Source organism: Agrobacterium sp. NPDC089420, from assembly GCF_044900305.1.
Taxonomy (GTDB): Bacteria; Pseudomonadota; Alphaproteobacteria; order Rhizobiales; family Rhizobiaceae; genus Agrobacterium.
Genome location: NZ_JBJDMY010000018.1, coordinates 1 through 26,546 on the forward strand (window position 1 = coordinate 1; position 26,546 = coordinate 26,546).

The 26,546-nt window shown below is 60.6% G+C and carries 25 protein-coding genes; 18 read left to right on the forward strand and 7 right to left on the reverse strand.

Annotated features, from left to right (window positions below; genetic code table 11):
* The first annotated feature begins 300 nt into the window (after positions 1 to 300).
* The 8 genes from ACI2KA_RS22440 (at position 301) to lipA (ending at position 8,211) form a co-directional block, all read left to right on the forward strand.
* On the forward strand, positions 301 to 618 hold the full coding sequence (locus tag ACI2KA_RS22440) for a septum formation initiator family protein (RefSeq protein ID WP_404504671.1): 318 nt from the start codon (positions 301 to 303) through the stop codon (positions 616 to 618).
* A 153-nt stretch (positions 619 to 771) separates the two neighbouring features.
* Positions 772 to 1,815, forward strand: a complete 1,044-nt coding sequence (pdhA, locus tag ACI2KA_RS22445; protein ID WP_404504672.1) for a pyruvate dehydrogenase (acetyl-transferring) E1 component subunit alpha — start codon at positions 772 to 774, stop codon at positions 1,813 to 1,815.
* Between the two features lie 17 nt (positions 1,816 to 1,832).
* Complete coding sequence (locus ACI2KA_RS22450) at positions 1,833 to 3,254, forward strand: pyruvate dehydrogenase complex E1 component subunit beta (RefSeq protein WP_404504673.1); 1,422 nt, start codon at positions 1,833 to 1,835, stop codon at positions 3,252 to 3,254.
* 14 nt (positions 3,255 to 3,268) lie between these two features.
* Positions 3,269 to 4,627, forward strand: coding sequence for a pyruvate dehydrogenase complex dihydrolipoamide acetyltransferase (locus ACI2KA_RS22455; RefSeq protein ID WP_404504674.1), 1,359 nt, complete (start codon positions 3,269 to 3,271; stop codon positions 4,625 to 4,627).
* A 12-nt stretch (positions 4,628 to 4,639) separates the two neighbouring features.
* On the forward strand, positions 4,640 to 5,284 hold the full coding sequence (locus ACI2KA_RS22460) for an SGNH/GDSL hydrolase family protein (RefSeq protein ID WP_404504675.1): 645 nt from the start codon (positions 4,640 to 4,642) through the stop codon (positions 5,282 to 5,284).
* 60 nt (positions 5,285 to 5,344) lie between these two features.
* The gene (gene lpdA, locus ACI2KA_RS22465; protein ID WP_404504676.1) at positions 5,345 to 6,790 is read left to right on the forward strand and encodes a dihydrolipoyl dehydrogenase; all 1,446 of its coding nucleotides are present in this window, start codon (positions 5,345 to 5,347) and stop codon (positions 6,788 to 6,790) included.
* Positions 6,791 to 6,888: 98 nt separating this feature from the next.
* Entirely contained in the window at positions 6,889 to 7,137 is a 249-nt protein-coding gene (locus tag ACI2KA_RS22470) for a GlsB/YeaQ/YmgE family stress response membrane protein (protein WP_020012453.1), read from the forward strand.
* 102 nt (positions 7,138 to 7,239) lie between these two features.
* A complete protein-coding gene (gene lipA, locus ACI2KA_RS22475; protein WP_003521361.1) occupies positions 7,240 to 8,211 on the forward strand; it encodes a lipoyl synthase in 972 nt (323 codons plus the stop codon).
* A gap of 178 nt (positions 8,212 to 8,389) precedes the next feature.
* On the opposite strand, the gene ACI2KA_RS22480 is transcribed toward lipA, so the two are convergent.
* The 3 genes from ACI2KA_RS22480 to ACI2KA_RS22490 all read right to left on the reverse strand — a co-directional run bounded on the left by ACI2KA_RS22480 (position 8,390) and on the right by ACI2KA_RS22490 (position 10,722).
* Positions 8,390 to 9,322 carry a DMT family transporter gene (locus tag ACI2KA_RS22480; protein ID WP_404504677.1) on the reverse strand — a complete coding sequence of 311 codons (933 nt, stop codon included), beginning with the start codon at positions 9,320 to 9,322 and terminating at the stop codon, positions 8,390 to 8,392.
* Between the two features lie 362 nt (positions 9,323 to 9,684).
* Positions 9,685 to 10,419: an AraC family transcriptional regulator gene (locus ACI2KA_RS22485; RefSeq protein WP_404504678.1), complete on the reverse strand. Its 735-nt coding sequence runs from the start codon at positions 10,417 to 10,419 to the stop codon at positions 9,685 to 9,687.
* A gap of 126 nt (positions 10,420 to 10,545) precedes the next feature.
* Positions 10,546 to 10,722: a hypothetical protein gene (locus ACI2KA_RS22490; protein WP_003496171.1), complete on the reverse strand. Its 177-nt coding sequence runs from the start codon at positions 10,720 to 10,722 to the stop codon at positions 10,546 to 10,548.
* 241 nt (positions 10,723 to 10,963) lie between these two features.
* On the opposite strand from ACI2KA_RS22490, the gene ACI2KA_RS22495 reads away from it, so the two are divergent.
* Together ACI2KA_RS22495 and ACI2KA_RS22500 are read left to right on the forward strand one after the other, a co-directional pair.
* The gene (locus ACI2KA_RS22495; protein WP_404504679.1) at positions 10,964 to 11,533 is read left to right on the forward strand and encodes an AAA family ATPase; all 570 of its coding nucleotides are present in this window, start codon (positions 10,964 to 10,966) and stop codon (positions 11,531 to 11,533) included.
* 9 nt (positions 11,534 to 11,542) lie between these two features.
* The gene (locus tag ACI2KA_RS22500) at positions 11,543 to 11,998 is read left to right on the forward strand and encodes a type II toxin-antitoxin system RatA family toxin (RefSeq protein WP_404504681.1); all 456 of its coding nucleotides are present in this window, start codon (positions 11,543 to 11,545) and stop codon (positions 11,996 to 11,998) included.
* On the opposite strand, the gene ACI2KA_RS22505 is transcribed toward ACI2KA_RS22500, so the two are convergent.
* Positions 11,980 to 12,489 (reverse strand): CinA family protein, encoded by a 510-nt coding sequence (locus ACI2KA_RS22505; protein WP_404504682.1) that lies wholly within the window; start codon positions 12,487 to 12,489, stop codon positions 11,980 to 11,982. The genes ACI2KA_RS22500 and ACI2KA_RS22505 overlap by 19 nt on opposite strands.
* The gene (locus ACI2KA_RS22510) at positions 12,486 to 13,673 is read right to left on the reverse strand and encodes a bifunctional 2-C-methyl-D-erythritol 4-phosphate cytidylyltransferase/2-C-methyl-D-erythritol 2,4-cyclodiphosphate synthase (protein ID WP_404504683.1); all 1,188 of its coding nucleotides are present in this window, start codon (positions 13,671 to 13,673) and stop codon (positions 12,486 to 12,488) included. Before ACI2KA_RS22510 ends, ACI2KA_RS22505 begins: the two co-directional genes overlap by 4 nt.
* A 275-nt stretch (positions 13,674 to 13,948) precedes the next feature.
* On the opposite strand from ACI2KA_RS22510, the gene dusB reads away from it, so the two are divergent.
* From dusB to hflX, 8 genes are all read left to right on the forward strand, one after another.
* A complete protein-coding gene (dusB, locus tag ACI2KA_RS22515) occupies positions 13,949 to 14,965 on the forward strand; it encodes a tRNA dihydrouridine synthase DusB (RefSeq protein WP_404504685.1) in 1,017 nt (338 codons plus the stop codon).
* Positions 14,962 to 16,110, forward strand: a complete 1,149-nt coding sequence (locus ACI2KA_RS22520; RefSeq protein WP_404504686.1) for a nitrogen regulation protein NR(II) — start codon at positions 14,962 to 14,964, stop codon at positions 16,108 to 16,110. The genes dusB and ACI2KA_RS22520 overlap by 4 nt, the downstream gene beginning before the upstream one ends.
* Positions 16,107 to 17,558 (forward strand): nitrogen regulation protein NR(I), encoded by a 1,452-nt coding sequence (gene ntrC, locus ACI2KA_RS22525; protein ID WP_404504687.1) that lies wholly within the window; start codon positions 16,107 to 16,109, stop codon positions 17,556 to 17,558. Before ACI2KA_RS22520 ends, ntrC begins: the two co-directional genes overlap by 4 nt.
* Before the next feature lie 150 nt (positions 17,559 to 17,708).
* The gene (locus tag ACI2KA_RS22530) at positions 17,709 to 19,970 is read left to right on the forward strand and encodes an ATP-binding protein (RefSeq protein WP_404504688.1); all 2,262 of its coding nucleotides are present in this window, start codon (positions 17,709 to 17,711) and stop codon (positions 19,968 to 19,970) included.
* Positions 19,960 to 21,324 carry a sigma-54 dependent transcriptional regulator gene (locus ACI2KA_RS22535; protein ID WP_065115545.1) on the forward strand — a complete coding sequence of 455 codons (1,365 nt, stop codon included), beginning with the start codon at positions 19,960 to 19,962 and terminating at the stop codon, positions 21,322 to 21,324. Before ACI2KA_RS22530 ends, ACI2KA_RS22535 begins: the two co-directional genes overlap by 11 nt.
* Positions 21,325 to 21,352: 28 nt before the next feature.
* The gene (trkA, locus tag ACI2KA_RS22540) at positions 21,353 to 22,750 is read left to right on the forward strand and encodes a Trk system potassium transporter TrkA (RefSeq protein ID WP_404504752.1); all 1,398 of its coding nucleotides are present in this window, start codon (positions 21,353 to 21,355) and stop codon (positions 22,748 to 22,750) included.
* A gap of 184 nt (positions 22,751 to 22,934) precedes the next feature.
* On the forward strand, positions 22,935 to 23,177 hold the full coding sequence (gene hfq / locus ACI2KA_RS22545; protein WP_003496145.1) for an RNA chaperone Hfq: 243 nt from the start codon (positions 22,935 to 22,937) through the stop codon (positions 23,175 to 23,177).
* Between the two features lie 108 nt (positions 23,178 to 23,285).
* On the forward strand, positions 23,286 to 24,710 hold the full coding sequence (gene hflX, locus ACI2KA_RS22550) for a GTPase HflX (RefSeq protein WP_404504689.1): 1,425 nt from the start codon (positions 23,286 to 23,288) through the stop codon (positions 24,708 to 24,710).
* Between the two features lie 230 nt (positions 24,711 to 24,940).
* Here hflX and mazG read toward each other — a convergent pair whose 3' ends face one another.
* On the reverse strand, positions 24,941 to 25,780 hold the full coding sequence (gene mazG / locus ACI2KA_RS22555; protein ID WP_404504690.1) for a nucleoside triphosphate pyrophosphohydrolase: 840 nt from the start codon (positions 25,778 to 25,780) through the stop codon (positions 24,941 to 24,943).
* 75 nt (positions 25,781 to 25,855) lie between these two features.
* Entirely contained in the window at positions 25,856 to 26,443 is a 588-nt protein-coding gene (locus ACI2KA_RS22560) for a deaminase (protein WP_404504691.1), read from the reverse strand.
* Positions 26,444 to 26,546 lie beyond the last annotated feature (103 nt).

The window sequence follows — 26,546 nt, forward strand, 5'->3', positions numbered from 1 at the left end:
ATTCTCAGGGACAAAACCACATTCAAAACATCCTGAGAATAATATCCACCAATACAGTTGCCAGCGCGATCAAGTCCTTGATCGCGAAAGACTCTCCCCACAGCGCAGGCGCGCTGTGGCTGGATGCCGGATCAAGTCCGGCATGACGAGGGTTATTTTGACGTCGCTGCCATTCTTAGCCCGCCCTCCAGCGGGCTTTTTCATGCCCATTCGCCGATTGCAATTTAAGGTCAACGGATAGTTAAACAATCCGGCTTAGTCTTCAGACTCACGTTATGCGTTTTAAGGCTTCTCTCCGGCATGTGGACCAGACATCATAAAAAGAGACGATTCGGCCGTTTGATCGTTCCGGCCATCACGATCGCTTTTCTTTCATATTTCGGTTATCATTCCATCCATGGCGACTTCGGCCTTCAGGCGACGGAGCGGCTGGAGCGGCAGCGTCTTGTCCGCACTGCCGAGCTTGCAAAGCTGACGCAGGCCCGTGTGGCGCTGGAGCGGCAGGTGGAATTGCTGAGCGACGGTTCGCTGGAGCGCGACATGATCGACGAGATTTCCCGTTATCAGCTGAATATGTCCCGCACGGACGAAATCGTCATCATGAACACATATTTCTAATTAACCGAAATTAGGTTAATTTAACATTTTTGATTTATTCACAGCACCTTAGCGTGAATATGTGCCATGCGTTTAAAGCATTGCTGCATGGCATTTTCTTGCATATGGTACGCGCCACTCTATCCATTCAAACGGCAACTCAGGGAGGGATGAATGGCGCCGCGAAAACCAGCGACCGTATCCGGCCGCAAGACCACGGCAAAGTCCGCAACCGAATTCACCGGCAAGAACAGCCCGGACTTCTCGAAGGACGAAGAGCTTCACGCCTATCGTGAAATGCTTCTGATCCGCCGTTTCGAAGAAAAGGCCGGCCAGCTCTATGGCATGGGTTTCATCGGTGGTTTCTGTCACCTCTATATCGGCCAGGAAGCTGTCGTCGTCGGCATGCAGATGTCGCAGAAGGAAGGCGATCAGGTTATTACCGCTTACCGCGACCACGGCCATATGCTCGCACTTGGCATGAGCGCCCGTGGCGTCATGGCCGAGCTGACCGGCCGCAAGGGCGGCCTGTCGAAGGGCAAAGGCGGCTCCATGCACATGTTCTCCAAGGAGAAGCATTTCTATGGCGGCCACGGCATCGTCGGTGCGCAGGTCTCGCTCGGCACCGGTCTCGCCTTTGCCAACCGCTATCGCGGCAACGACAATGTCTCCGTGACCTATTTCGGTGACGGCGCCGCCAACCAGGGCCAGGTCTACGAGAGCTTCAACATGGCGGCTCTGTGGAAGTTGCCGATCATCTATATCGTCGAGAACAACCGTTACGCCATGGGCACCTCGACCGCCCGCGCCACCGCCCAGTCGAACTATTCGCTGCGCGGCCAGTCCTTCGGCATTCCCGGCATCCAGGTGGATGGCATGGATGTACGCGCCGTCAAGGCTGCCGCCGACCAGGCGCTGGAACATTGCCGTTCCGGCAAGGGTCCGATCATTCTGGAAATGCTGACCTATCGTTACCGCGGTCACTCCATGTCCGACCCGGCGAAATACCGTTCGAAAGACGAAGTGCAGAAGATGCGCTCCGAACATGACCCGATCGAGCAGGTCAAGGCACGCCTTCTGGAGCATGGCTGGGCCACCGAAGACGAATTGAAGGCCATCGACAAGGATGTCCGTGATATCGTTGCCGACAGCGCCGACTTCGCCCAGAACGACCCCGAGCCGGATGTCTCCGAGCTCTACACCGACATTCTGCTCTGATCGGGAAAGGGAACCCCATGCCTGTAGAAATTCTTATGCCCGCCCTTTCCCCGACCATGGAGGAAGGCACGCTTTCCAAGTGGCTTAAAAAGGAAGGCGACAAGGTCACTTCCGGCGACGTGATTGCCGAGATCGAGACCGACAAGGCGACCATGGAAGTGGAAGCCGTGGACGAAGGCGTGATCGGCAAGCTGCTGATCGATGCCGGCACCGAAGGCGTCAAGGTCAATACGCCGATCGCCGTTCTCATCCAGGAAGGCGAGAGCGCCGACGACATTTCTTCCTCTGCCAAGAAGGAAGAGCCGAAGGCTGAAGCTGCAAATTCCGGTTCGGACGCCGCCGGCGGCAAGACCCGCGAAGCGGCAGAAGAGCCGAGCGCTGCCAAGGAAGCCGCCAAGGTTCCGGCTGCACCCAAGATCGACGTTGCTGCCGATCCGGATATTCCTGAAGGCACGGAAATGGTGATGACGACGGTGCGTGAAGCGCTGCGCGACGCCATGGCCGAAGAGATGCGCGCCGACGAAAAAGTCTTCGTCATGGGTGAAGAAGTCGCCGAATATCAGGGCGCCTACAAGATCACTCAAGGGTTGCTGCAGGAATTCGGCGAGCGCCGCGTCATCGACACCCCGATCACCGAGCATGGTTTTGCCGGTATCGGCGTCGGCGCTGCGATGACGGGCCTCAAGCCCATCGTCGAGTTCATGACCTTCAACTTTGCCATGCAGGCGATCGACCAGATCGTCAACTCGGCGGCAAAGACGCTTTACATGTCGGGCGGCCAGATGGGCGCGCCGATGGTGTTCCGTGGTCCCTCGGGCGCCGCTGCCCGCGTCGGCGCGCAGCATTCGCAATGTTACGCCGCATGGTACAGCCATATTCCGGGCCTCAAGGTCGTCATGCCTTACACCGCAGCCGACGCCAAGGGTCTGCTGAAAGCAGCTATCCGCGATCCGAACCCGGTCATTTTCCTGGAAAATGAAATTCTCTACGGTCAGAGCTTCGAAGTGCCGAAGCTCGATGATTTCGTGCTGCCGATCGGCAAGGCGCGCATTCACCGCAAGGGCAAGGATGCGACCATCGTTTCCTTCGGCATCGGCATGACCTATGCGGTCAAGGCGGTTGCGGAACTCGAGAAGCTCGGCATCGATGTCGAATTGATCGACCTGCGCACCATCCGCCCGATGGATCTGCCCACCGTCATCGAATCGGTCAAGAAGACCGGTCGTCTCGTCACGGTCGAGGAAGGTTTCCCGCAGTCATCGGTCGGTGACTTCATCGCCAACCAGGTCATGCGCGCCGCTTTCGATTATCTCGATGCGCCGATCCTGACGATCGCCGGCAAGGATGTTCCGATGCCTTACGCGGCAAACCTCGAAAAGCTGGCTCTGCCGAACGTCGATGAAGTCGTTCAGGCCGTCAAAACCGTCTGCTACAAGTAAGGGGAGGCGTTTCGATGCCTATCAACATCACCATGCCTGCCCTTTCTCCAACCATGGAAGAGGGCAATCTGGCCAAGTGGCTGGTCAAGGAAGGCGACAAGGTCGCACCCGGTGACGTGATCGCCGAGATCGAGACCGACAAGGCGACCATGGAAGTGGAAGCCGTCGACGAGGGTACGGTCGCCAAGCTCGTGGTTCCCGCTGGTAGCGAAGGGGTAAAGGTCAACGCCCTGATCGCAATTCTCGCCGCCGATGGCGAGGACGTGGCTGAAGCGGCAAAGGGCGGCGATGCCGCTCCTGCGAAAGCCGAGGCTCCCAAGCAGGAAGCCGCTAAGGCCGAAGCGCCGAAGGAAGAAACAGCACCTGCCAAGGCTGAAAAGCCGGCCGCCGATCAGGCGCCCGCGTCTTCCACGCCGGCCCCGGTTGCAAAGTCCGGCGAGCGCATCTTCGCTTCACCGCTTGCCCGCCGTCTTGCCAAGGAAGCCGGTCTCGACCTTTCGGCCGTCTCCGGTTCCGGCCCGCATGGCCGCATCGTCAAGACCGACGTGGAAAAGGCTGTCGCTTCCGGCGGTGCGAAGGCTGCTCCGGCCGCCGCAGCATCGCCAAGTGCACCGGCTCCGGCCCTCGCCAAGGGCCAGTCGGACGAAGCCGTTCTCAAGCTGTTCGAACCGGGTTCCTACGAACTCGTGCCGCATGACGGCATGCGCAAGGTCATTGCCAAGCGTCTGGTCGAATCCAAGCAGACGGTTCCGCATTTCTACGTTTCCGTGGATTGCGAACTCGACACGCTTCTGGCGCTGCGCGCCCAGCTCAACGCGGCTGCTCCTGAAAAGGACGGCAAGCCGGTCTACAAGCTGTCGGTCAACGACATGGTCATCAAGGCGCTTGCTCTGGCGCTGCGTGACGTGCCGGACGCCAACGTCTCCTGGACGGAAAGCGCCATGGTCAAGCACAAGCATTCGGATGTCGGCGTTGCCGTTTCCATTCCGGGCGGCCTGATCACGCCGATCATCCGCAAGGCGGAAGAAAAATCGCTTTCCACCATCTCCAACGAGATGAAGGACTACGGCAAGCGCGCGAAAGAGCGCAAGCTGAAGCCCGAGGAATATCAGGGCGGCACGACCGCCGTGTCCAACATGGGCATGATGGGCGTGAAAAGCTTCTCCGCCGTTATCAACCCGCCGCATGCCACCATCCTGGCGGTCGGCGCGGGCGAGCAGCGCGCTGTCGTGAAGAACGGCGAGATCAAGATCGCCAATGTCATGACGGTCACGCTGTCGACCGACCACCGCTGCGTCGACGGCGCACTCGGAGCCGAACTGATCGGCGCCTTCAAGCGCTATATCGAAAACCCGATGGGCATGCTGGTTTGATCGGAGCGTGAGATGGTGAAGTCGGTCCTCTGCTTTGGCGATTCCCTGACCTGGGGTTCGAATGCGGAAACGGGTGGCCGGCACAGCCATGACGATCTTTGGCCGAGCGTCTTGCAGAAGGCGCTCGGTCCTGACGTGCATGTGATCCCAGAAGGTCTTGGCGGCCGCACCACCGCCTATGACGATCTGACGGCCGATTGCGACCGCAATGGCGCGCGGCTTTTGCCGACGCTGCTGCATAGCCATGCGCCGCTTGATCTTGTCATCATCATGCTCGGCACCAACGACATGAAACCGTCGATCCACGGATCGGCGATCGTCGCCATGAAGGGTATCGAGCGGCTGGTAAAGCTCGTTCGCAATCATGTCTGGCAGGTAGCCGACTGGGAAGCGCCGGATGTGCTGATCGTCGCGCCGCCGCCGCTCAGCGAAACGGCCAATCCCGTCATGGGCGCGCTCTTTCGCGATGCGATCGATGAATCGGCGATGCTGGCTTCCGTTTACCGGGACCTTGCCGACGACCTCGATTGCGGATTTTTCGATGCCGGGTCCGTCGCCCGCACGACGCCGGTGGACGGCGTCCATCTCGATGCTGAAAACACGCGGGCCATCGGGCGCGGGCTGGAACCCGTCGTCCGCATGATGCTCGGACTTTGACACTCATTCTCGTTTCGGGGCGGTTTACCGTCATCCGAACAAGACAAGGCAGGATTTCCAATGGCTCAATCTTATGACGTCATCATCATCGGTTCGGGACCGGGCGGTTATATTGCCGCGATCCGCGCAGCCCAGCTCGGCATGAAGGTTGCCGTCGTGGAGCGCGAGCACCTGGCCGGCATCTGCTCCAACTGGGGCTGCATTCCGACCAAAGCCCTGCTGCGCACCGCCGATGTCATGCACACCGCCACCCACGCCAAGGATTACGGCCTGACGCTGGAAGGCTCGATCAAGCCTGACGTGAAGGCAATCGTGGCGCGCTCGCGCGGCATTGCTGCGCGCATGAACAACGGCGTCGGTTTCCTGTTCAAGAAGAACAAGGTCGATATCATCTGGGGTGAAGCCAAGATCACCAAGCCAGGTGAAATCGTCGTTGGCAAGTCTGCCAAGCCGGTGGTTCAGCCGCAGGGTCCGGTTCCGAAGAACACGCTGGGCGAGGGCACTTACACTGCCAAGCACATCATCGTTGCCACCGGCGCCCGTCCGCGCGCGCTGCCCGGCATCGAGCCGGATGGCAAGCTGATCTGGACCTATTTCGAGGCGATGAAGCCGGAAGAGCTGCCGAAGTCGCTGCTGGTCATGGGCTCGGGCGCCATCGGCATCGAGTTCGCCAGCTTCTACCGCACCATGGGCGTCGACGTCACCGTTGTCGAGATCATGAGCCAGGTCATGCCGGTCGAAGATGTGGAAATCTCCACCTTCGCCAAGAAGCAGCTTGAAAAGCAGGGCATGAAAATTCACCTTGAAACCAAGGTTTCCAAGGTCGAGAAGGGCGCGAATTCCATCACCGCCACCCTTGAAAAGAAGGACGGTTCTTCCGAGAAGATCACCGCAGACCGGATGATTTCGGCCGTTGGCGTCGTTGCCAATATCGAAGGCATCGGCCTTGAGGCTGCCGGCGTGAAGACCGATCGCGGCTTCATCGTCATCGACGGTTACGGCAAGACCAATGTGCCTGGCATTTACGCCATCGGCGATGTCGCCGGTCCGCCGCTGCTCGCCCACAAGGCAGAACACGAGGCCGTGATCTGCATCGAAAAGATCGCCGGCCTGCCGAATGTGCATCCGATGGACAAGTTCAAGATTCCCGGCTGCACCTATTGCAACCCGCAGGTCGCCTCGGTCGGTCTCACCGAAGCCAAGGCGAAGGAACAGGGCCGCGACATCCGCGTCGGCCGATTCTCCTTTGCGGCGAACGGCAAGGCGGTCGCGCTCGGCGAAGACCAGGGCATGGTCAAGACCATCTTCGACAAGAAGACCGGTGAGCTGCTCGGCGCTCATATGGTCGGTGCGGAAGTGACCGAACTCATTCAGGGCTTCGTTGTCGCCATGAATCTGGAGACGACGGAAGAAGACCTGATGCACACGATCTTCCCGCATCCGACCATTTCGGAATCGATGAAGGAAAGCGTGCTCGACGCCTACGGACGTGTGCTGAACGCATAAGTGCCGCGTGATGCCCGGCATTGTCTAACCGTGCCGGGTGTCCCATATGTCTCAATGCCGGTCGCTCAAGGGGAGCGGTTCTTTCAGGGAGCTTGGGAATGGAAAGTGTAGGCTGGATTGCAGCAATCATCATCGGCGGTCTCGCCGGCTGGCTGGCGGGCAAGCTCATGGACATGCGCTTCGGCATTTTCATGAACATCGTTCTCGGCATCGTCGGTTCGGTGGTCGCGGTTGCGGTGCTGAGAACCTTCGATGTTTTCGTCCAGGACAGCCGGCTCGGTTATTTCGTCACGTCGTTCATCGGCGCCAGCCTGCTGCTGTTTCTGGCAAAGCTGGTGCGGCGCTGACGGCTGCGTGACCGGAAGGGGCTTACGCTTTTTCTGGAATTGTTCTAAAGCATCCGGCCAACAGATGTTTAGATCGCTAAAGGCGATGGAAGCAGGTTTTTAATGGTCACTATTCTCGACAGGACGTCGTCCGACGAAAAGCGCATCCGCCATCCGGAAAAGGCGCACAAGCCTGACACCGAGGTCATGCGCAAGCCGGAATGGATTCGCGTCAAGGCGCCGACCTCCAAGGGTTACCACGAGACGCGCGAACTGGTGCGCAGCCACAAGCTGGTAACGGTGTGCGAGGAAGCCGGCTGTCCGAATATCGGCGAGTGCTGGGACAAGAAACACGCGACCTTCATGATCATGGGTGAGATCTGCACCCGCGCCTGCGCCTTCTGCAACGTCGCGACCGGAAAGCCCAATCCGCTGGATATGGCCGAACCTGAAAACGTCGCCAAGGCCGTCAAGCAGATGGGGCTGTCGCACGTCGTCATCACCTCGGTTGACCGTGACGATCTCGCCGATGGCGGTGCTGAACATTTCGAGAAGGTCATCTGGGCGATCCGCGCCGCGTCTCCGACGACGACCATCGAAATCCTCACTCCCGACTTCCTGAAGAAGCCCGGCGCGCTGGAGCGGGTCGTGGCCGCCAAGCCGGATGTCTTCAACCACAATATGGAAACCGTTCCGGGCAATTATCTGACGGTTCGCCCCGGCGCGCGCTACTTCCATTCCGTGCGCCTCTTGCAGCGCGTCAAGGAACTCGACCCCACCATGTTCACCAAGTCCGGCATCATGGTCGGCCTCGGTGAAGAGCGTAACGAAGTGCTGCAGCTGATGGACGACCTGCGCAGCGCCGACGTGGACTTCCTGACCATCGGCCAGTATCTGCAGCCGACCCGCAAGCACCACAAGGTCGAGGCTTTCGTGACGCCGGAGGAATTCAAGTCCTACGAGACGGTCGCCTATACCAAGGGCTTCCTGATGGTTTCCTCAAGCCCGCTGACGCGGTCCTCCCACCATGCCGGCGATGATTTCGAGCGGCTGCGCGCGGCCCGCGAAAAGAAGCTGCTGGCGGCTGCCGAGTAAGCAGCGGTATTATGGCGGGTGCCCACAAGGGGCGCAATCTCTCTTCCTCGTCATCCTCGCCCTTGAGGCGAGGATCCATTGGCCACCGACAAGGTGGGTCCTCGGGTCAAGCCCGAGGATGACGTCGAGTGGTGCGGGCTCGTCAGGAAACTTGGCTGCCTGTTTTAGCTTGCCTCGCTCACACCACAACCTTCCCGGGCCGATGCGCGCGCATGCACAGTACCACGCTCAGCACCACCGAGCAGATCGCCACGATCTCGATCAGCGTCGGCCCACGCCGTTCCCATAAAAACCCGTAAAGCAGCGCAAACAGCGTTTCGAACAGGATCATCTGCCCGACCATGGTGAGCGGCAGCATGCGGCTCATGCGGTTCCAGAAGGCATTGCCGAGAATCGAGGCGGTGAAACCGAGGCCTGCGGCGATGGCGGCGAAATGCAGCCAGTCGCCCGAGTTATGGCTTTCACCGCCGAAGGCAAAGGCCGGAATGGCGAGCGCCAGCGCGAGGCCGCCGGTCACCACGCCCGTCATCATGTTCCAGTCATCGGCGCTGACATCGTGAAGGCGGGCAAGCCAGCGGGCATTGCCAACCGCAAAGGCCGTCCAGGAGGCCAGCGCCCCGAGCGCGCAGGCAAGGCCGATGATACGGGACACATCCAGTCCCGTATCGTTTTCCGTCAGCGACTGCCAGGAAATGCCGAAGATGCCGATGGCGCCGAAGGCCAGCGATGGCCATAGCCGTTTCAACGAGACAGCCCCATGGTCGCGGCTACCGATGATGGTGACGGCGACGGGCAGGAAACCGATGATGATCGAGGTGAAGGCAACGCCGCTCAACTTCACCGCCGTCGATATGAAGACGTAATAGGCGATATTGCCGATCATGCTGAGCCAGCCGAGCGCGAACCATTCCCGCGCGCCGAAATGGGCAGACACCCGTTTCAGTCGCGGTCCGATGATGATGAGCGAAATCAGCCCGTAGGTGAGATAACGCGCCGTCGAAAGCTGCAGGGCGGAAAAATCCGGCACGAGTTTGGGCGCGAGAAAGATGCCGCCCCAGAGCGCACCCGCCAGCATGCCGTAAAAAACACCGAGGCCTGTCCTGTTGTTCATGTCATGTCACATCCGCATTCGCAATTACCCGCGATGTGCCACAGCCCCTTGCGGCTGTCTTGACAAAAACTCCTGAGGACTTGTCCGCCGCTCCAATTGTCGGTTTTCAGAGGGTTGTCCGTTCACGGCGGATCGAGGTGCGTGTGGCTTTACCCCCCTCTGCCCTGCCGGGCATCTCCCCCTCAAGGGGGGAGATCGATCTGCGGCGAGGTCTCGCCCATCTCGACGTTTGAGAATGAAGTGGCGGTAGCGCCTCCTGCCGATCTCCCCCCTTGAGGGGGAGATGCCCGGCAGGGCAGAGGGGGGTAAAGCCACACGCACCTCGATCCGCTGTGACCGGACGACCTCCTGAAAGCTCACATCTAGTGAATGCCGCGGTTCCGGCGATAGGCGGCAGGCGTTTCACCCACGGCATTGCGCATGGCACGCGTCAGCGCCGTCTGGTCGGAAAAACCGGCCTTGAGCGCGATTTCCGCAATCGGCAGGCTGGTTTCGCTGAGGAGAGTGCAAACCTTGTCCATGCGCAGCCCCGCAAGCCAGCGGTGAGGCGGGAAACCGAATTCTTCGAGAAACAACGCGTGCAGGCGGCTGTCGCTGATCGTCACGCAGGCCGCCAGCATGTCGATCGTCCAGGGAAAGAACGGCTCCGCCCTGACGACCGCACTGAGTTTGCGCAGGCGCTGGCGGATATCGGTTCTTTCATCGGCAAGGCTGTCGACCAGAAGCGGCGCCCAAAGTCCGGCAATATCGTCGCGCCGCCCATCCGTTCCGATGAGGCCGCGCATATAGGTGATCAATTGCCGCGTGTCCGGCGCAATATCGAGAAACGGCATGCGGGCGAATCTCGCGAGGGTCTGTTCCGGCACGGCGCTTTCATCGATATCGACCACCAGCGAATGGTTGATCGCCGTCGCTTCCTGTGTATGCGGCGCATCGCGATGGATGAAGACGCCGCGCCCGGTTGACAGTTCATCCTGCCGCCCGGCGACTTCGATCCGAAGGCAGCCGGAGACGGGAAGAACGATCTGCACGAAGCCGTGCCGTTCCTTCGGTCTCTCCTGCCTGTAGGTTCTGATATCGGCGGATGCGGCTGTCATGACGCTGTCGTTTCCATTGTTCAAAGAAATGGCCGCCTCGAAAAGCGGCCAGTTTCATCGTTTAATTATGACATCGTCTTGAAGATTGGGCCAGCCGGCTTTATCGCTCGGCTATAGAAACGGCAATTAACAGTCTTCCTTGGCGGTCGATTCGCCGCGTTTGCGCTTGCGCAGAACCGGCTTGTTCTCTCTCGCCTCGCATTTTGCGACGTCGATGAGATAGGCAAGCACCGGCATGCCGTTCATCGATGCGAGTTGCTTGGCGGATTCGAGAAGGTTGATGATGTTGGAAAAATCGTCCATCGGCTCACTCAGTGGCTCAAAGCGGTTATGTATCGGGTCTGAACCCAGGGATGAAGACGCGTGGGGAAAGCGGGAGCGCCCGGCGCGGTTGCATCCAATGGGTGTAATATTAGTCGCAAATAAATAGCAATCCCTGCGACAGGGTTGCAATAGTCAATTTTCTGTAACTGCCATGCGCAATGACGATACCGTTGCGTGGATCTGCGGCAGGCAATCTCCCTGGTGATGACGAGGTTACGTGATGCCGAACTATCTTGAGACGGTCGAAGATGCAGCGGCGATCATTGCCGGGGCGCAGCGTATCATGGTCGTGGGCTGTTCCGGCGGTGGCAAGTCAACGCTCTCGCAGAAGCTTGCCCGCAATTTCGGGCTTCGATACATCTCCATGGACCGTGAAATTTTCTGGCTGCCCGGCTGGCGGGCACGCCCGCGTGAAGAGCAGCGGCAGAGAATAGCCGCCATCATAACTGAAGAGCGCTGGCTGATGGATGGCAGCAATCCATCCTCCTTCGACATGCGGCTGCCGCGGTCTCACATCGTGCTGTGGGTGCGCATGCCGCGCTGGCTTTGCCTGTGGGGTGCCATAAGCCGCGCGATCAAGGGTTACGGCAAGGCGCGGCCGGAAATGGCGGACGGATGCCCTGAACGGATAGATGTCGATTTCCTGCGCTATATCTGGAATTTCGAACGGCGCCATACCCCGATCTTCGAGCGGAATTTCGCGCTTTACGGTGACGACACGCCGATATTCCAGCTGAAAAGCCGAAAACAGTTTCGCCGCCTTCTTGATCTTCTGTGTATCGGCGATTAACTGCCGCTTATGCCCCAGTTCGAAACGCATCGTCTCGTCAAACACTCGCCCGATCGCATGTACGACCTCGTCGCCGATGTGGAGAAATATCCGCAGTTCCTGCCGCTTTGCGAGGCGCTTGCCGTTCGCTCGCGCAAGGAACGGGATGGCAAGGTGCTTTTGGTGGCGGATATGACGGTGGGCTACAAGGCCATTCGCGAGACCTTCACCACGCAGGTGCTGCTGAACCCGGCCGAGCGCGCCATCGATGTGAAATATATCGACGGACCGTTCAAATATCTCGACAATCGCTGGCGTTTCGAACCGGCCGACGACGGCGGCGCGGCCATTCATTTCTTCATCGATTATGAATTCAAGAGCCGGCTGCTCGGCGCGGTCATGGGCTCGATGTTCGACCGGGCTTTCCGCATGTTCGCGGAAGCCTTCGAGACCCGCGCCGACAAAATTTACGCGGATCCGGCCTGATTGAGGGCGATCAGCATCGCAAGTGCGGTTCGGACGGTCGCAAGCCGGATTTCCGTGCGGCCGATTTCGCCATAACGCATTTCATGATGCAGGACTTTACCGCCGCGCGCCTTGGCGGCGAGATGCACCAGCCCAACCGGTTTTTCGGCGGAGCCGCCGCCCGGGCCGGCAATGCCGGTCACCGCCACGGCAAAATCGGCGCGCGAGCGGAACAGGGCGCCATGCGCCATCTGCAAGGCGGTCTGGCGCGATACCGCGCCGAATGTGGCAAGCGTGCCGGCGCCAACGCCCAGCATGTCCATCTTGGCTTCATTGGTATAGGTGACGAAACCGCGGTCGACGACAGCGGAGGAGCCGGCAATCTCCGTCAACGCCCCGGCAATCAGCCCGCCCGTGCAGCTTTCGGCGGTCGAGACCATGAGGCCGCGGGCGGTGAAATCGGCAATGATCCGCCGCGCCAATTCCTCTATGTCGGCGGGAAAAAGGTTCATAGCGGTCTGCCCCTGTAGACGACGGTGGCGGTGGCGATGGCCGCGATGCCTTCCCGGCGGCCGACAAAGCCGATCGTCTCATTGGTCGTCGCCTTCACCGAGCAGCGTTCCAGCGTGATGCCGAGCATGTCAGAAAGCGCTTCGCGCATGGCCTGGCGGTGCGGACCGATACGCGGCGCTTCGGCAATCAGCGAGACATCGGCATTCATGATCGTGCCGCCATTGTCGCGCACCACCTTGGCGGCATGTTCGAGGAAGATGCGCGAGGCCGCACCCTTCCATTGCGGATCGGAAGGCGGGAAATGATCGCCGATATCGCCGGCGCCGCAGGTGGCGAGCAGCGCATCGGTCAGCGCATGCAGCGCCACATCGGCATCCGAATGGCCTTTCAGTTTCTGGTCATGCGGGATGAAGATGCCGCACAGCGTCACGCCGTCGCCGGCCTCCAGCTGGTGCACGTCGTAACCATTGCCGGTGCGCACGTCGGGCAAGGCGTGAGAGAGCTTTTCATCGGCCATGGCGATATCCCGCTTGAGAGTGAGTTTCACATTGTCGACCGAACCTTCGGTCAGCGTCACCGTCAGTCCCGCCCATTCGGCGATCGACGCGTCATCGGTGAAATCGGTCTTTCCCGAAGCGGCGGCGGCGCGATGCGCGGTGAGAATATCGCCGTAACCAAAGCTCTGCGGCGTCTGCGCCGCATAAAGCCCCTGTCTGGACACCGTCTCCATGACACGGTCATGCGAGCCGCGTTTGAGCGTATCGGTGACCGGCAGGGCAGGCAGAACGCCGGCTGCCCCCGATCGGTGCAGCGCCACGATACGCTCCAGCATGTCTGCGGCGACGAAAGGCCGCACGGCGTCATGGATCATCACATGGGTCAGATCGTGACGGGAAAGGGCTTCCAGCCCCGCCAGCACCGATTGCTGGCGCGTCGCGCCGCCCGTCACGGTGGCGATCCGCGCGCCGGCATCAAGCCGCTGAAGGATCGGCGACAGTAGCGCCGCATCGTCGGCATGGCTGACGATCACGACGGGGCAGCTGCCGTCCCAGTCCAGAAAGGTCGACACTGTACGCTCGATCACGGCCCTGCCACCAATCGGGCGATATTGTTTCGGCCCCTCCTCGGGGGAGCCGGCCCTTTCGCCGCGCCCGGCGGCGACGATGACGATGCCGAATTTCATAGTGCTTTCCTGCATTGGTCATATGCTTTGCGTGCAACCCTCAACGGTTGACAGTCCTGCTCTAGCGTTTCAAAACCCGGATGGCCAGCCCGATAAGACGCCGTTTCACCCTTGGCGGCGCAGGATCGGTCGTCATCGCTTGGCCGAAGCTGCACAAATTGCCGCCGACAGCAAAACAGGCGGGCAGCCGCCCAGCAAATAAAAGATGCAACCCTCTAAAAGTGCTTGGCAACTGCGCAAACACTGTCTAAAAATAATGCAAATAACCCTTCTGCATGAAAGATCATCAGTTGCCCCTTCCGCAGTTGTCAGAACCGTTCAGCATCGGCTCAGTCACGATCCGTAATCGTGCGGTGCTGGCGCCCATGTCGGGTGTGACGGATCTGCCGTTCCGGCAGCTTGCCTGGCGGTATGGCGCGGGTCTGGTCGTCACGGAAATGGTGGCGAGCCGAGAACTCGTCGCCAATCGCGGTGAATCCTGGGCGCGGCTGAAAAACGCCGGCATGGTGCCGCATATGGTGCAGCTTGCCGGCCGCGAGGCGCATTTCATGGCCGAGGCGGCGAAGATTGCCGTCGATAATGGCGCTGGCATCATCGATATCAATATGGGCTGTCCGGCCAAGAAGGTGACGGGCGGTTATTCCGGCTCGGCTTTGATGCGTGATCCCGATCATGCCCTGTCGTTGATCGAGGCGACGGTCGGCGCTGTCGATGTGCCGGTGACGCTGAAGATGCGGCTCGGCTGGGACGAAAACACCATCAATGCGCCGGAAATAGCCCGCCGCGCCGAAGCGGCAGGGGTTCAGCTCATCACCATTCATGGTCGCACCCGCATGCAGTTTTACGAGGGGCGGGCGGACTGGAACGCCATCCGCGCGGTGCGCGAGGCGATCTCCGTGCCGTTGATCGCCAATGGCGACGTGGAAACGGCCGATGATGCGCGCGAAATCCTGCGCCGCTCGGGTGCGGACGCCGTCATGGTCGGTCGCGGCGCGCAGGGGCAGCCTTGGCTGCCGGCGGTGCTTGCCGGGCATCCTGCGCCGCACCGCGACGATGTTCCCGCCATCGCCATCGAACATTACGAGATGATGCTGGAATTTTACGGAAGGGAAGCCGGTCTCCGGCATGCCCGCAAACATCTGGGCTGGTATCTCGACCGCTTCGCTCCTGACGTTGCCACGCCGGAAAAGGCTCAAATCATGACATCGCGCGATACGGGGGAAGTGGCGGATCTGCTGCGCTCCGCCCTTGGCGCAAATGCAGGCGAAGACGCCGCAAGGAAGGCCGCATGAGCGCTGACAAACACAGCCCGGCAGATGCGAACCCGCTCGCCATGGCGGTTCTGAATGCGGTGCAGAATCCCGTCATCCTGGTGGATGCAGAAGGTTTCATCGCATTCGCCAATTGGGAAGCCGAAGCCTTTTTCGGGGCGAGCGCCTCCCATCTCGCCCGTTACCGCGTCTCCACCTTCATTCCTTTCGGCAGCCCGCTTTTGGCGCTCATCGATCAGGTGCGGGAACGCCGCGCGCCTGTCAACGAATACCGCGTCGATCTGAGTTCGCCGCGCCTAGGACAGGACAAGCTGGTCGATCTTTATGTCGCGCCGGTCGTCAGCGAGCCGGGATCGGTGGTCGTCGTCTTTCAGGAACGGTCGATGGCCGACAAGATCGACCGGCAACTGACGCATCGCGCTGCCGCCCGCTCCGTCACCGGCCTTGCCTCGATGCTGGCGCATGAAATCAAGAACCCGCTGTCCGGCATTCGTGGCGCCGCCCAGCTGCTGGAGACGTCGGTTGCCGACGAGGACCGGGCGCTGACGCGGCTGATCTGCGACGAGACCGACCGCATCGTTTCGCTGGTCGATCGCATGGAGGTGTTTTCCGACGAGCGGCCGGTGGACCGCATGCCGGTCAATATCCACTCGGTGCTCGATCATGTGAAGGCCATCGCCAAGGCGGGTTTTGCCCGCAACATCAAGATTTCGGAAAATTACGACCCGTCGCTGCCGCCGGTCTATGCCAATCGCGACCAGCTGGTACAGGTTTTCCTCAATCTGGTGAAGAATGCGGCCGAGGCCGTCGGCAATCAGCCGGATGGCGAGATTATCCTCACCACCGCCTATCGCCCCGGCATGCGGCTTTCGGTTGCCGGCAGCCGCGAGCGTATCTCGCTGCCGCTCGAATTCTGCGTGCATGACAATGGCCCGGGCGTGCCGGCCGATCTGCTGCCGCATCTTTTCGACCCCTTCATCACCACGAAGACGAATGGTTCGGGCCTCGGCCTGGCGCTTGTCGCCAAGCTGATCGGCGCCCATGGCGGCATCGTCGAATGCGACAGCCAGAACCACCGCACGACTTTCCGCGTATTGATGCCCGTCTCGCCGGAAGTGGCGCTTGACGACAGCTCTTTGCCGAACACGACAGGAAATGACAGATGACAGCTACGATCCTCGTCGCCGATGATGATGCCGCAATCCGCACCGTTCTGAACCAGGCGCTGAGCCGCGCCGGTTATGACGTGCGCATCACCTCCAATGCCGCAACGCTCTGGCGTTGGGTGTCGGCGGGTGAGGGCGATCTTGTCGTGACCGATGTCGTGATGCCCGATGAAAACGCCTTCGATCTTCTGCCGCGCATCAAGAAGGCCCGCCCGGACCTGCCGGTTCTGGTCATGAGCGCGCAGAACACCTTCATGACCGCCATCAAGGCCTCGGAAAAAGGCGCTTACGACTATCTGCCGAAGCCCTTCGACCTGACGGAACTGATCGCCATCATCGGCCGCGCGCTCTCCGAGCCGAAACGCAAACCGGCCAAGCTGGACGATGACATGCAGGACGGCATGCCGCTGGTCGGCCGCTCGGCGGCGATGCAGGAAATCTACCGCGTTCTCGCCCGCCTGATGCAGACCGATCTTACGCTGATGATCACGGGCGAATCCGGCACCGGCAAGGAACTGGTGGCGCGCGCGCTGCATGATTACGGCAAACGCCGCAACGGCCCCTTCGTCGCCATCAACATGGCGGCCATCCCGCGCGACCTGATCGAATCCGAACTCTTCGGCCATGAGAAGGGCGCCTTTACCGGCGCGCAGAACCGCTCGACCGGCCGTTTCGAACAGGCCGAGGGCGGCACGCTGTTCCTCGACGAAATCGGCGATATGCCGATGGATGCGCAGACGCGCCTGCTGCGTGTGTTGCAGCAGGGCGAATATACGACGGTGGGCGGCCGCACGCCGATCCGCACCGATGTCCGCATCGTCGCCGCCACCAACAAGGACCTGAAGCAGTCGATCAATCAGGGTCTGTTCCGCGAAGACCTTTATTACCGCCTCAACGTCGTGCCGCTGCGCCTGCCGCCGCTGCGGGACCGGGCCGAGGATATTCCCGATCTGGTGCGCCATTTCATCCAGCAGGGCGAGAAGGAAGGTCTGGAAGGCAAGCGTTTCGAGACCGAGGCGCTGGAAGTCATGAAGGCCTATGCCTGGCCCGGCAACGTGCGCGAGCTGGAAAACCTGATCCGCCGCCTGATGGCGCTTTACCCGCAGGAAGTCATCACCCGCGAGATCATCGAGCAGGAATTGCAGTCGGATGTTCCCGACAGCCCGCTCGACAAGATGGCGGTGCGCACCGGCTCGCTGACGATTTCGCAGGCGGTCGAGGAAAACATGCGGGATTATTTCGCCAGTTTCGGCGATGGCCTGCCGCCGCCCGGCCTTTATGATCGCGTGCTGCGCGAGCTTGAATATCCGCTGATTCTCGCCGCCCTGACGGCGACACGCGGCAACCAGATCAAGGCCGCCGATCTTCTCGGCCTGAACCGCAATACGCTGCGCAAGAAGATCCGCGAACTCGGCGTTTCCGTCTATCGCAGTTCCCGCCCCACGTGAGAATGTTGACAAGCCCGCATTTGTCGTTGCATTTTCGCCACATTGTGTTGCTTGGAAAACACTAGGAAGGAAGAGATTCGCCAATCTGACGGCGAGCCTCTCCGGACTTCATGATTGTGGCGCTGGCTGGCCAGCGATTGGGAGTAGTGCATGCGGAAACCCGCCGCCGAAAACGCCGTTGCCGAAGAGGCAGCGGGCATGGTGGTTGCCGATCGCAGGATGTCTTTCGCTTTGCCGGGGCTTGTGCTCGCCGGCGGCGCTCTCGTTTGCGCCATCCTCACCCTTTTCGTACTGCTGGGCGTGACGCCGATTGCACCGACATCGAATGTCGTCATCGCCTCCGTCGTGATCAATTCGATGTTCGTGATCGGCCTGATCTTTTTGATCGGCCGGGAAATCAACCGCCTGCTGAAGGCGCGCAAGAAGGGCAGGGCGGCGGCACGCCTGCATGTGCGCATCGTCGTGCTCTTCTCCATCGTGGCGATCACGCCGGCCGTTCTCGTCGCGATCTTCGCCAGTCTGACGCTGAATGTCGGCCTCGACCGCTGGTTTTCGCTGCGCACCCAGTCGATCGTCGATTCCTCCAGCAACATCGCCCAGGCCTATATGATGGAGAACGCCGGCTATCTTCAGGGCCAGACCCTGTCTATGGCCACCGACCTTGACCGCAATCGCGCACTTTTTTATCTCGACCGTACCGGCTTCGTTGATCTTATGACGCGTCAGGCCAAGGGACGCGGCCTGCTCGGCGCGTTTCTGGTGCAGGAGGATGGCGACGCCGTCGCACAGGCCGACATCAAGACGGAAAAGCCGCTTCCGGCCATTCCGCATGATGCGTTGGAAAAGGCCGCCGCCGGTCAGCCGACGCTGATCCCGCCCGGTATTACCAATCTCGTCGGCGCCATCATCAAGCTCGAAGGCATCAGCGGCACCTTCCTTTACACCGTACGCGCCGTCGATCCCAAGGTAATGGGCGCCATGCGGCTGATGGAGGAGAACCGTGCTGAATACAAGGCGATGGAGGCGGGCCGCGCGCCGCTGCAGATCGCCTTTGCGATCCTTTATCTCGGCTTTGCGCTGATCGTGCTTCTTGCCGCCATCTGGACGGCGATTGCGGTGGCCGACCGTATCGTGCGGCCGATCCGCCTGCTCATCAGTGCCGCCGACAGTGTCGCCACCGGCAACATGCATGTGCTGGTGCCCGTACGGGCCGTGGATGGTGACGTCGGGCGGCTGTCGCGCACCTTCAACAAGATGGTCTCGGAACTGCGTAGCCAGCAGGAGCAGATCATCGAGGCCAAGGATGATATCGACGATCGCCGCCGCTTCATCGAGGCCGTGCTCTCCGGCGTCACGGCGGCCGTCATCGGCGTCGATGAAAATCGCAGGGTCACCATCGTCAATCCGTCCGGCGAAGAGTTCCTGGCGCTGAATTCCGAGCAGCTCATCGGCGCGCAACTGTCGGACATCGCCCCGGAAATCGAAGAGGTCGTGACTGAGGCCAATACCTGGGCGCGCGGCAACTTCCGCAAGCAGATCAATATCATGCGGCGCGGCAAGGAACGGACGCTGAATGTGCAGGTGACCCGTGAGGATGCCCGCGACAGCCGCGACAGCTACGTCATCACCCTCGATGACATCACCGACCTCGTCATTGCCCAGCGCTCTACGGCATGGTCGGATGTGGCGCGCCGCATCGCGCATGAAATCAAGAACCCGCTGACGCCGATCCAGCTCTCCGCCGAGCGCATCAAGCGCCGTTTCGGCAAGCAGATCGACGAGAGCGACCGCGCCGTTTTCGATCAGTGTACGGACACCATCGTCCGGCAGGTCGGTGATATCGGCCGGATGGTGGATGAATTCTCGGCCTTTGCGCGCATGCCCAAGCCGACGAAGGAAAAGTCGGATTTGCGCGCGGTTTTGAAGGATGCGGCCTTCCTGCGCGAAATCAGCGCTGCCGATACAAAATTCACGACCGAACTTGGCGATGTTCCGCTGATGGGCATGTTCGATGCCCGCATGCTGGGACAGGCCTTCGGCAATCTCATCAAGAATGCGACGGAAGCGATCGAGGCGGTGGAAGGCGAAAAGCGGCCGGGGAAAATCCTGGTGCGCGCCTCTTTCGACGAGGCCAATTCGCGTTTCGTGGCCGACATCATCGACAATGGCCGTGGCCTTCCCGTCGAGAACCGTCACCGCATTCTCGAACCCTACATGACGATGCGCGACAAGGGCACGGGCCTGGGCCTCGCGATCGTCAAGAAGATCATCGAAGAGCATGGCGGGTATCTGGAACTCCACGATGCCCCGCCGGAGTTCGATCACGGCCACGGCGCCATGATCAGAGTGCTGCTGCCCTATCTCGAGGCGGTCGGCGGCGAAAATAACAAGGAAGCAGCATATGGCGTCTGATATTCTGGTCGTGGATGACGAGGCGGACATTCGCGAAATCGTAGCGGGCATTCTTTCCGATGAGGGCCATGAAACGCGTATGGCGTTCGACAGCGACAGTGCGCTGGCCGCCATCTCCGAGCGCGTGCCGCGGCTGATCTTTCTCGACATCTGGATGCAGGGCTCGAAACTCGACGGTCTGGCGCTGCTTGACGAAATCAAGAGTCGCCATCCCGAAATTCCAGTGGTCATGATTTCCGGTCACGGCAATATCGAAACCGCCGTCAACGCCATCAAGCGTGGTGCCTTCGATTTCATCGAAAAGCCGTTCAAGGCCGACCGCCTGATCCTGATCGCCGAGCGGGCGCTGGAGAATTCCAAGCTGAAGCGGGAGGTTCAGGAGCTCAAGAAGCGCACCGGTGACGCGGTTGAACTCGTCGGCGCCTCGCTTGCGGTATCGCAGCTGCGCCAGACCATCGACAGGGTGGCCCCGACCAACAGCCGTATCATGATCCTCGGACCCTCCGGTTCCGGCAAGGAACTCGTGGCACGAATGGTGCACAAGAAATCCTCGCGTGCGAGCGGGCCTTTCGTGGCGCTCAATGCCGCGACGATCACGCCGGACCGCATGGAAATCGCGCTGTTCGGAACGGAAGGCTTGCCGGGTCAGCCTCGCAAGGTGGGTGCGCTGGAAGAAGCCCATCGCGGCGTGCTCTACCTCGACGAAGTCGGCGAAATGCCGCGCGAGACGCAGAACAAAATCCTGCGCGTGCTGGTCGACCAGCAGTTCGAGCGCGTCGGCGGCGGCAAGCGGGTGAAGGTGGATGTGCGTATCATTTCATCGACCGCCCATCACCTTGAGAGCCTGATTGCCGAAGGCCAGTTCCGCGAAGACCTCTACCACCGTCTCGCCGTCGTACCGGTCAAGGTGCCGGCGCTGTCCGAACGGCGTGAGGATATTCCTTTCCTGGTCGACATGTTCATGCGGCAGATTTCCGAACAGGCCGGCATCCGCCCGCGCAAGATCGGCGACGACGCCATGGCCGTTCTCCAGACGCATGACTGGCCGGGCAATATCCGCCAGCTACGCAACAATATCGAGCGGCTGATGATCCTTGCCCGTCCCGAAGGCGGCGAAGCACCGATCTCGGCCGACATGCTGCCGTCGGATATCGGCGACATGCTGCCGAAGATTTCGGCGCAGGGCGACCAGCACATCATGACGTTGCCGCTGCGTGAAGCGCGTGAAATGTTCGAACGGGATTATCTGGTGGCGCAGATCAACCGTTTCGGCGGCAATATTTCGCGCACGGCGGAATTTGTCGGCATGGAAAGATCGGCGCTGCATCGCAAACTGAAATCTCTCGGCGTATAAGGGGAAAAAGGCCAGGTCGCCGCAACCGATATTCCGTCAGAGAGACAGCATGAAAGTCATCATTTGCGGCGCAGGGCAGGTCGGTTACGGTATCGCCGAACAATTGTCGCGCGAGGATAACGAGGTCTCGGTGATCGATACGGCCGCGCCGCTGATCACCGCCATCACCGAGACGCTGGACGTGCGCGGTTACGTCGGCCATGGCGCCCATCCCGACATGCTGGCCAAGGCCGGCGCCGACCAGGCCGACATGATCATCGCCGTGACGCTGCATGACGAAATCAATATCGTCGCCTGCGAAGTAGCGCACGCCTTGTTCAGCGTTCCCACCAAGATTGCCCGCATCCGCGACCAGAGCTATCTGAAGCCGGAATATGCCGATCTCTTCAGCCGCGAGAACATGTCCATCGACGTGACGATTTCGCCGGAAGTGGAAGTCGGAAAGATGGTGCTGCGGCGTATCGCCTTTCCGGGCGCCACCGACGTCGTGCGTTTCGCCGACGATATGATCTTCATGCTGGCGATCGAATGCATGGAGGACTGCCCGGTCATCAATACGCCGTTGCAGCAGCTTTCCAGCCTGTTTCCGGACCTTATCGCCACGGTTGTCGGCGTCTACCGCAACGGCCTGCTCAAGGTGGCGCATTCTTCCGAACAGCTGCGGGTCGGCGACCTTGCCTATGTCATTTGCCAGCGCCAGCACGCCCGCCGTACCTTGAGCCTCTTCGGCCATGAGGAGCAGGAGGCACAGCGGATCGTGATTGCCGGCGCCGGCAATATCGGTCATTTCGTCGCGCAGAAGATCGAGGAGATGCAGCCGAAGACCCGGGTGAAGATCGTCGAGGCGGATCGCGACAGGGCTATTGCCGCATCGGAACAGCTCAGCAACACCATCGTTCTGCACGGTTCGGCGCTCGACCAGAAAATTCTGATGCAGGCCGATATTCAGGACGCCGACCTGATCGTCACGCTTACCAATAACGACCAGACCAATATTCTGGCTGCGGTGATGGCCAAGCAGCTCGGTTGCAAGTCCAACCTGGCGCTGCTGAACAGTTCGTCCTTTCACGATGTTGCGGCCTCGCTCGGCCTCGACGCCTATATCAACCCGCGTGCCGTCACCATCTCCCGCGTGCTCCAGCATGTGCGCAAGGGCCGTATCCGCTCGGTTTATGCCGTGCAGCGCGGCTCGGCGGAGGTGATCGAGGCGGAGGCGCTGGAAACCTCGCCGCTGGTCGGCCAGTCCTTCCGCGACATCGATATGCCCGAGGGCATGCGCATCGGCGCGATCTATCGCGACGGCGTGGTGATCCGCCCGGATGGCAGTACCAAAATCAAGGCGAAGGATCGTGTCGTGCTGTTTGCCTCTGCGGATGCTGTGCGCGACGTGGAACAGCTTTTCCGGGTTTCGATACAATATTTCTGACTGTTTCGAATCGGAAAAGCAGGTCAATACTCGTACTCATTCGGCTGTTTTCGCCGTTGCGGAACAGGACACGATTTGATACCAGAGTTGCAGGCTGGCCAAGCGGGGGATGAGGCTTGGCCGGTTGATTATTGATTGATTATTTTCCGGTATCCCTGCCGGCAAAAAAGAAAGAAGCGGCGCCATGGCGGAACGTTCTCAAAACCTTCAGGATCTTTTCCTCAATACCGTTCGTAAGCAGAAGATTTCGCTCACGATTTTCCTGATCAACGGCGTCAAGCTGACGGGCGTTGTCACCTCCTTCGACAATTTCTGCGTGCTTCTGCGCCGTGACGGTCATTCGCAGCTGGTCTATAAGCATGCGATTTCCACCATCATGCCCGGCCAGCCGATGCAGATGTTCGAAAGCGAAGAAGGCGCGGCCTGATCAGGTTCCCTCCGACGGTATATTCGATATAGGCTGACCCGGACCGGAACATTTCCGGTTCCGTCAGGTTAAATTCAATGGCCGTCCGCGCGGATGCGGTCGGCCGTCATGTTCTTTCAGGATAAGGCCGAGCCCATTTCGACGCGCGACACTTCGAACGAATCGATCATTCCGGAGCAGGAAAAGCGCCGCGACGACATGCGCGCGGTGGTTCTCGTACCCGTCCTCAAGCAGCCGCGCGAAACCCGCGATGCGGCGGCCGCTCCAGCCGCACCCGGCCGTTCGGTCGAGGCCAAGCTCGAAGAAGCCAAGGGTCTTGCGCTCGCCATCGATCTTGAAGTGACGCAGGGTCTGATCGTTTCCGTCAACCAGCCGCGCCCGGCGACGCTGTTTGGAACCGGCAAGATCGAGGAAATCGGCCATCTTCTCGATGAAACCGATTCCGGCCTCGTCATCGTCGATCATCCGCTCACCCCGGTGCAGCAGCGCAATCTCGAAAAACAGTGGAATGCCAAGGTCATCGACCGAACAGGCCTGATCCTTGAAATCTTCGGCCGCCGCGCCTCCACCAAGGAAGGCACGCTGCAGGTCGATCTCGCGCATCTGAATTACCAGAAGGGGCGCCTCGTCCGAAGCTGGACCCACCTTGAACGTCAGCGCGGCGGCGCGGGGTTCATGGGCGGTCCGGGTGAAACCCAGATCGAAGCCGACCGCCGGCTTTTGCAGGAGCGCATCGTCAAGCTGGAACGCGAACTGGAGCAGGTGGTGCGCACCCGCCAGCTTCACCGCGCCAAGCGGCGCAAGGTGCCGCATCCGATCGTGGCTCTCGTCGGTTATACCAACGCCGGAAAATCCACGCTGTTCAACCGCATCACCGGTGCGGGTGTGCTGGCCGAGGACATGCTGTTCGCAACGCTCGACCCGACATTGCGCCGCATGAAGCTGCCGCATGGCCGCACCGTCATCCTGTCCGATACGGTCGGCTTCATTTCCGACCTTCCGACACATCTCGTCGCCGCTTTCCGCGCGACGCTGGAAGAAGTGCTCGAAGCCGATCTCGTTCTGCATGTGCGCGACATGTCCGATCCCGACAATGCCGCGCAATCGGCAGACGTGCTGCGTATTCTCGGCGATCTCGGCATTGACGAGAAGGAAGCCGAAAAGCGCATCATCGAGGTCTGGAACAAGGTCGACCGCCTGGAGCCGGAAGCGCATGACGCCATCCTGCAGCGCGCCGAAGGCCGCTCGGATATCCGCGCCGTTTCGGCCATCACGGGCGAGGGCGTCGACGCCCTGATGGACGAGATTTCAAAGCGTCTGTCCGGCGTTCTGACGGAAACGACCGTCGTGCTCTCCGTCGAGCAATTGCCGCTGATCTCCTGGGTCTACAGCAACTCCATCGTCGACGGCCGTGAAGATCACGAAGACGGCTCGGTTGCGCTCGACGTGCGCCTGTCCGAAGCGCAGGCGGCCGAACTGGAGCGGAAGCTTGGAAAAACGACTGTCCGCGAGCGGGAGGACTGGGAGCGCTGAGCGCTCCGACAAAGGGTGACAAACTCCGAAAATATCTCTTTCGTCATGCCGGACTTGCTCCGGCATCCAGCCACGGCGTGCCTGCGCAAAAGGGGCGCGCGATCAATGACGTGATCGCACCGGACCCCGGACCAAATCTGGAGTGACGGGTGGGATGCAACGGTGCGATCATACGCACTTGCCGGTCATACGGGACGTTCCGGACCTCCCCGGCATATCAGCGATCAGGATTAAACCGTATCAAGCGAACGTTCGATGCGTTTCGCTGCCCGCCACAAATCCTCCATCCTCTCGAGATCGGCTTCTTCCAGCGTCTCGCCATTTTCCTTGAGCGAGGTTTCGATGTGATTGAAACGCCTGCGGAATTTGGTGTTCGTGCCGCGCAGGGCGTTTTCGGGGTCGGTCTTGACGTGTCGGCCGATATTGACGAGGGCGAAGATGAGATCGCCGAGTTCGTCCGAGACCTTCTCGGGTTTTCCCTCCGCCAGCGCCTCGCGCAGTTCCGCGATCTCCTCTTCGATCTTGTCGAGGATCGGAGCCGGGTCTGACCAGTCGAAACCGACACGGGCGGCCTGTTCCTGCAGCTTGAGGGCCTCTGTCAGCGCCGGCTGGCTGCGCTGCACGCCGCCCAGAAACCCGGCCTTGAAATCCTCGGTGATACCCCGCCGCGCCCGGCGCTCCGCGCGCTCGCGCTTCTCCTCGGCCTTGATCCGGTCCCATTGCAGCTTGACGCTATCGGGCGTATCCGCATCGGAGACGGCAAAGACGTGCGGATGGCGGCGGATCATCTTCGAGGTGACAGCATGCACCACGTCGCCGAAGGTGAAGTCGCCTCCTTCCTCGGCGATGCGGGCATGGAAAACCACCTGCAGCAGAAGGTCGCCCAGCTCCTCGCAAAGATCGTCCATGTCCTTGCGCTCGATGGCGTCGGCGACCTCGTAGGCTTCTTCGATTGTATAGGGCTTGATGGTCTCGAAGGTCTGCACGACATCCCATGGGCAGCCGGTTTCCGGCTGGCGCAGCGCCTCCATGATCTCGATCAGGCGGGAAATATCCTTCGAGGCTTCCATATGTCTCAAACCTTCATTCTTTGTTTCCGTACATCGTGCGGACGCAAAACCGCCACGCAGCTTTACCGGGAATCCCTAGTTGAGGGGAATGTCATTGTCGCTTTTTGACGACTGATAGCTGGTTGAAAGGTCGTCATAGGCGGCCTTGATACGGGCCGTCTGCGCCTTCAGCGCGGTCTTCACCGGATCGTCCTCACCCTCCACCAGATCGGCGACAAAATACGAATTCCAGAAGGCATTGTTGCGGCGATAGCCACCCGACTCCAGCCCGAAGACCTCCTTCAGAATTTTGAGATCATGCGGGATTGCGAAAGCGTCGCGCGAATCCTCATGGCTGAAGAAGGAGTAGAAATTGTCGAACCCGGCCCAGGTGATCGCGGACATGCACATGGTGCAGGGTTCATGGGTGGAAAGGAAAATCAGCTCTTTCGTGTTCGGCTTCTCGCCGAGTTCGTAAAACCGTTTCAGCGTGTGCACTTCCCCGTGCCACAGCGGATTTTCCAGCTCGTTATTGGTTTCCGCGACAACAAGCGAGAGGTCGGACTTGCGCAGGATCGCCGCACCGAAAACCTTGTTGCCGAGGCTGACACCGCGCGTGGTCAAGGGCAGGATATCGTGCTCGATGACTTCGAGAAGGCGGGCAGCGAGGCTGTGGCTGGTCAAGGGTCTGGTCCTTCGTGCCGCTTGCAGAAAAGCGGTCTTGCCATGGAGAAATCGACAACACATTGTTGCTCCTTGTTCGGCGCGGGCACCCGCTTTGTCAAGG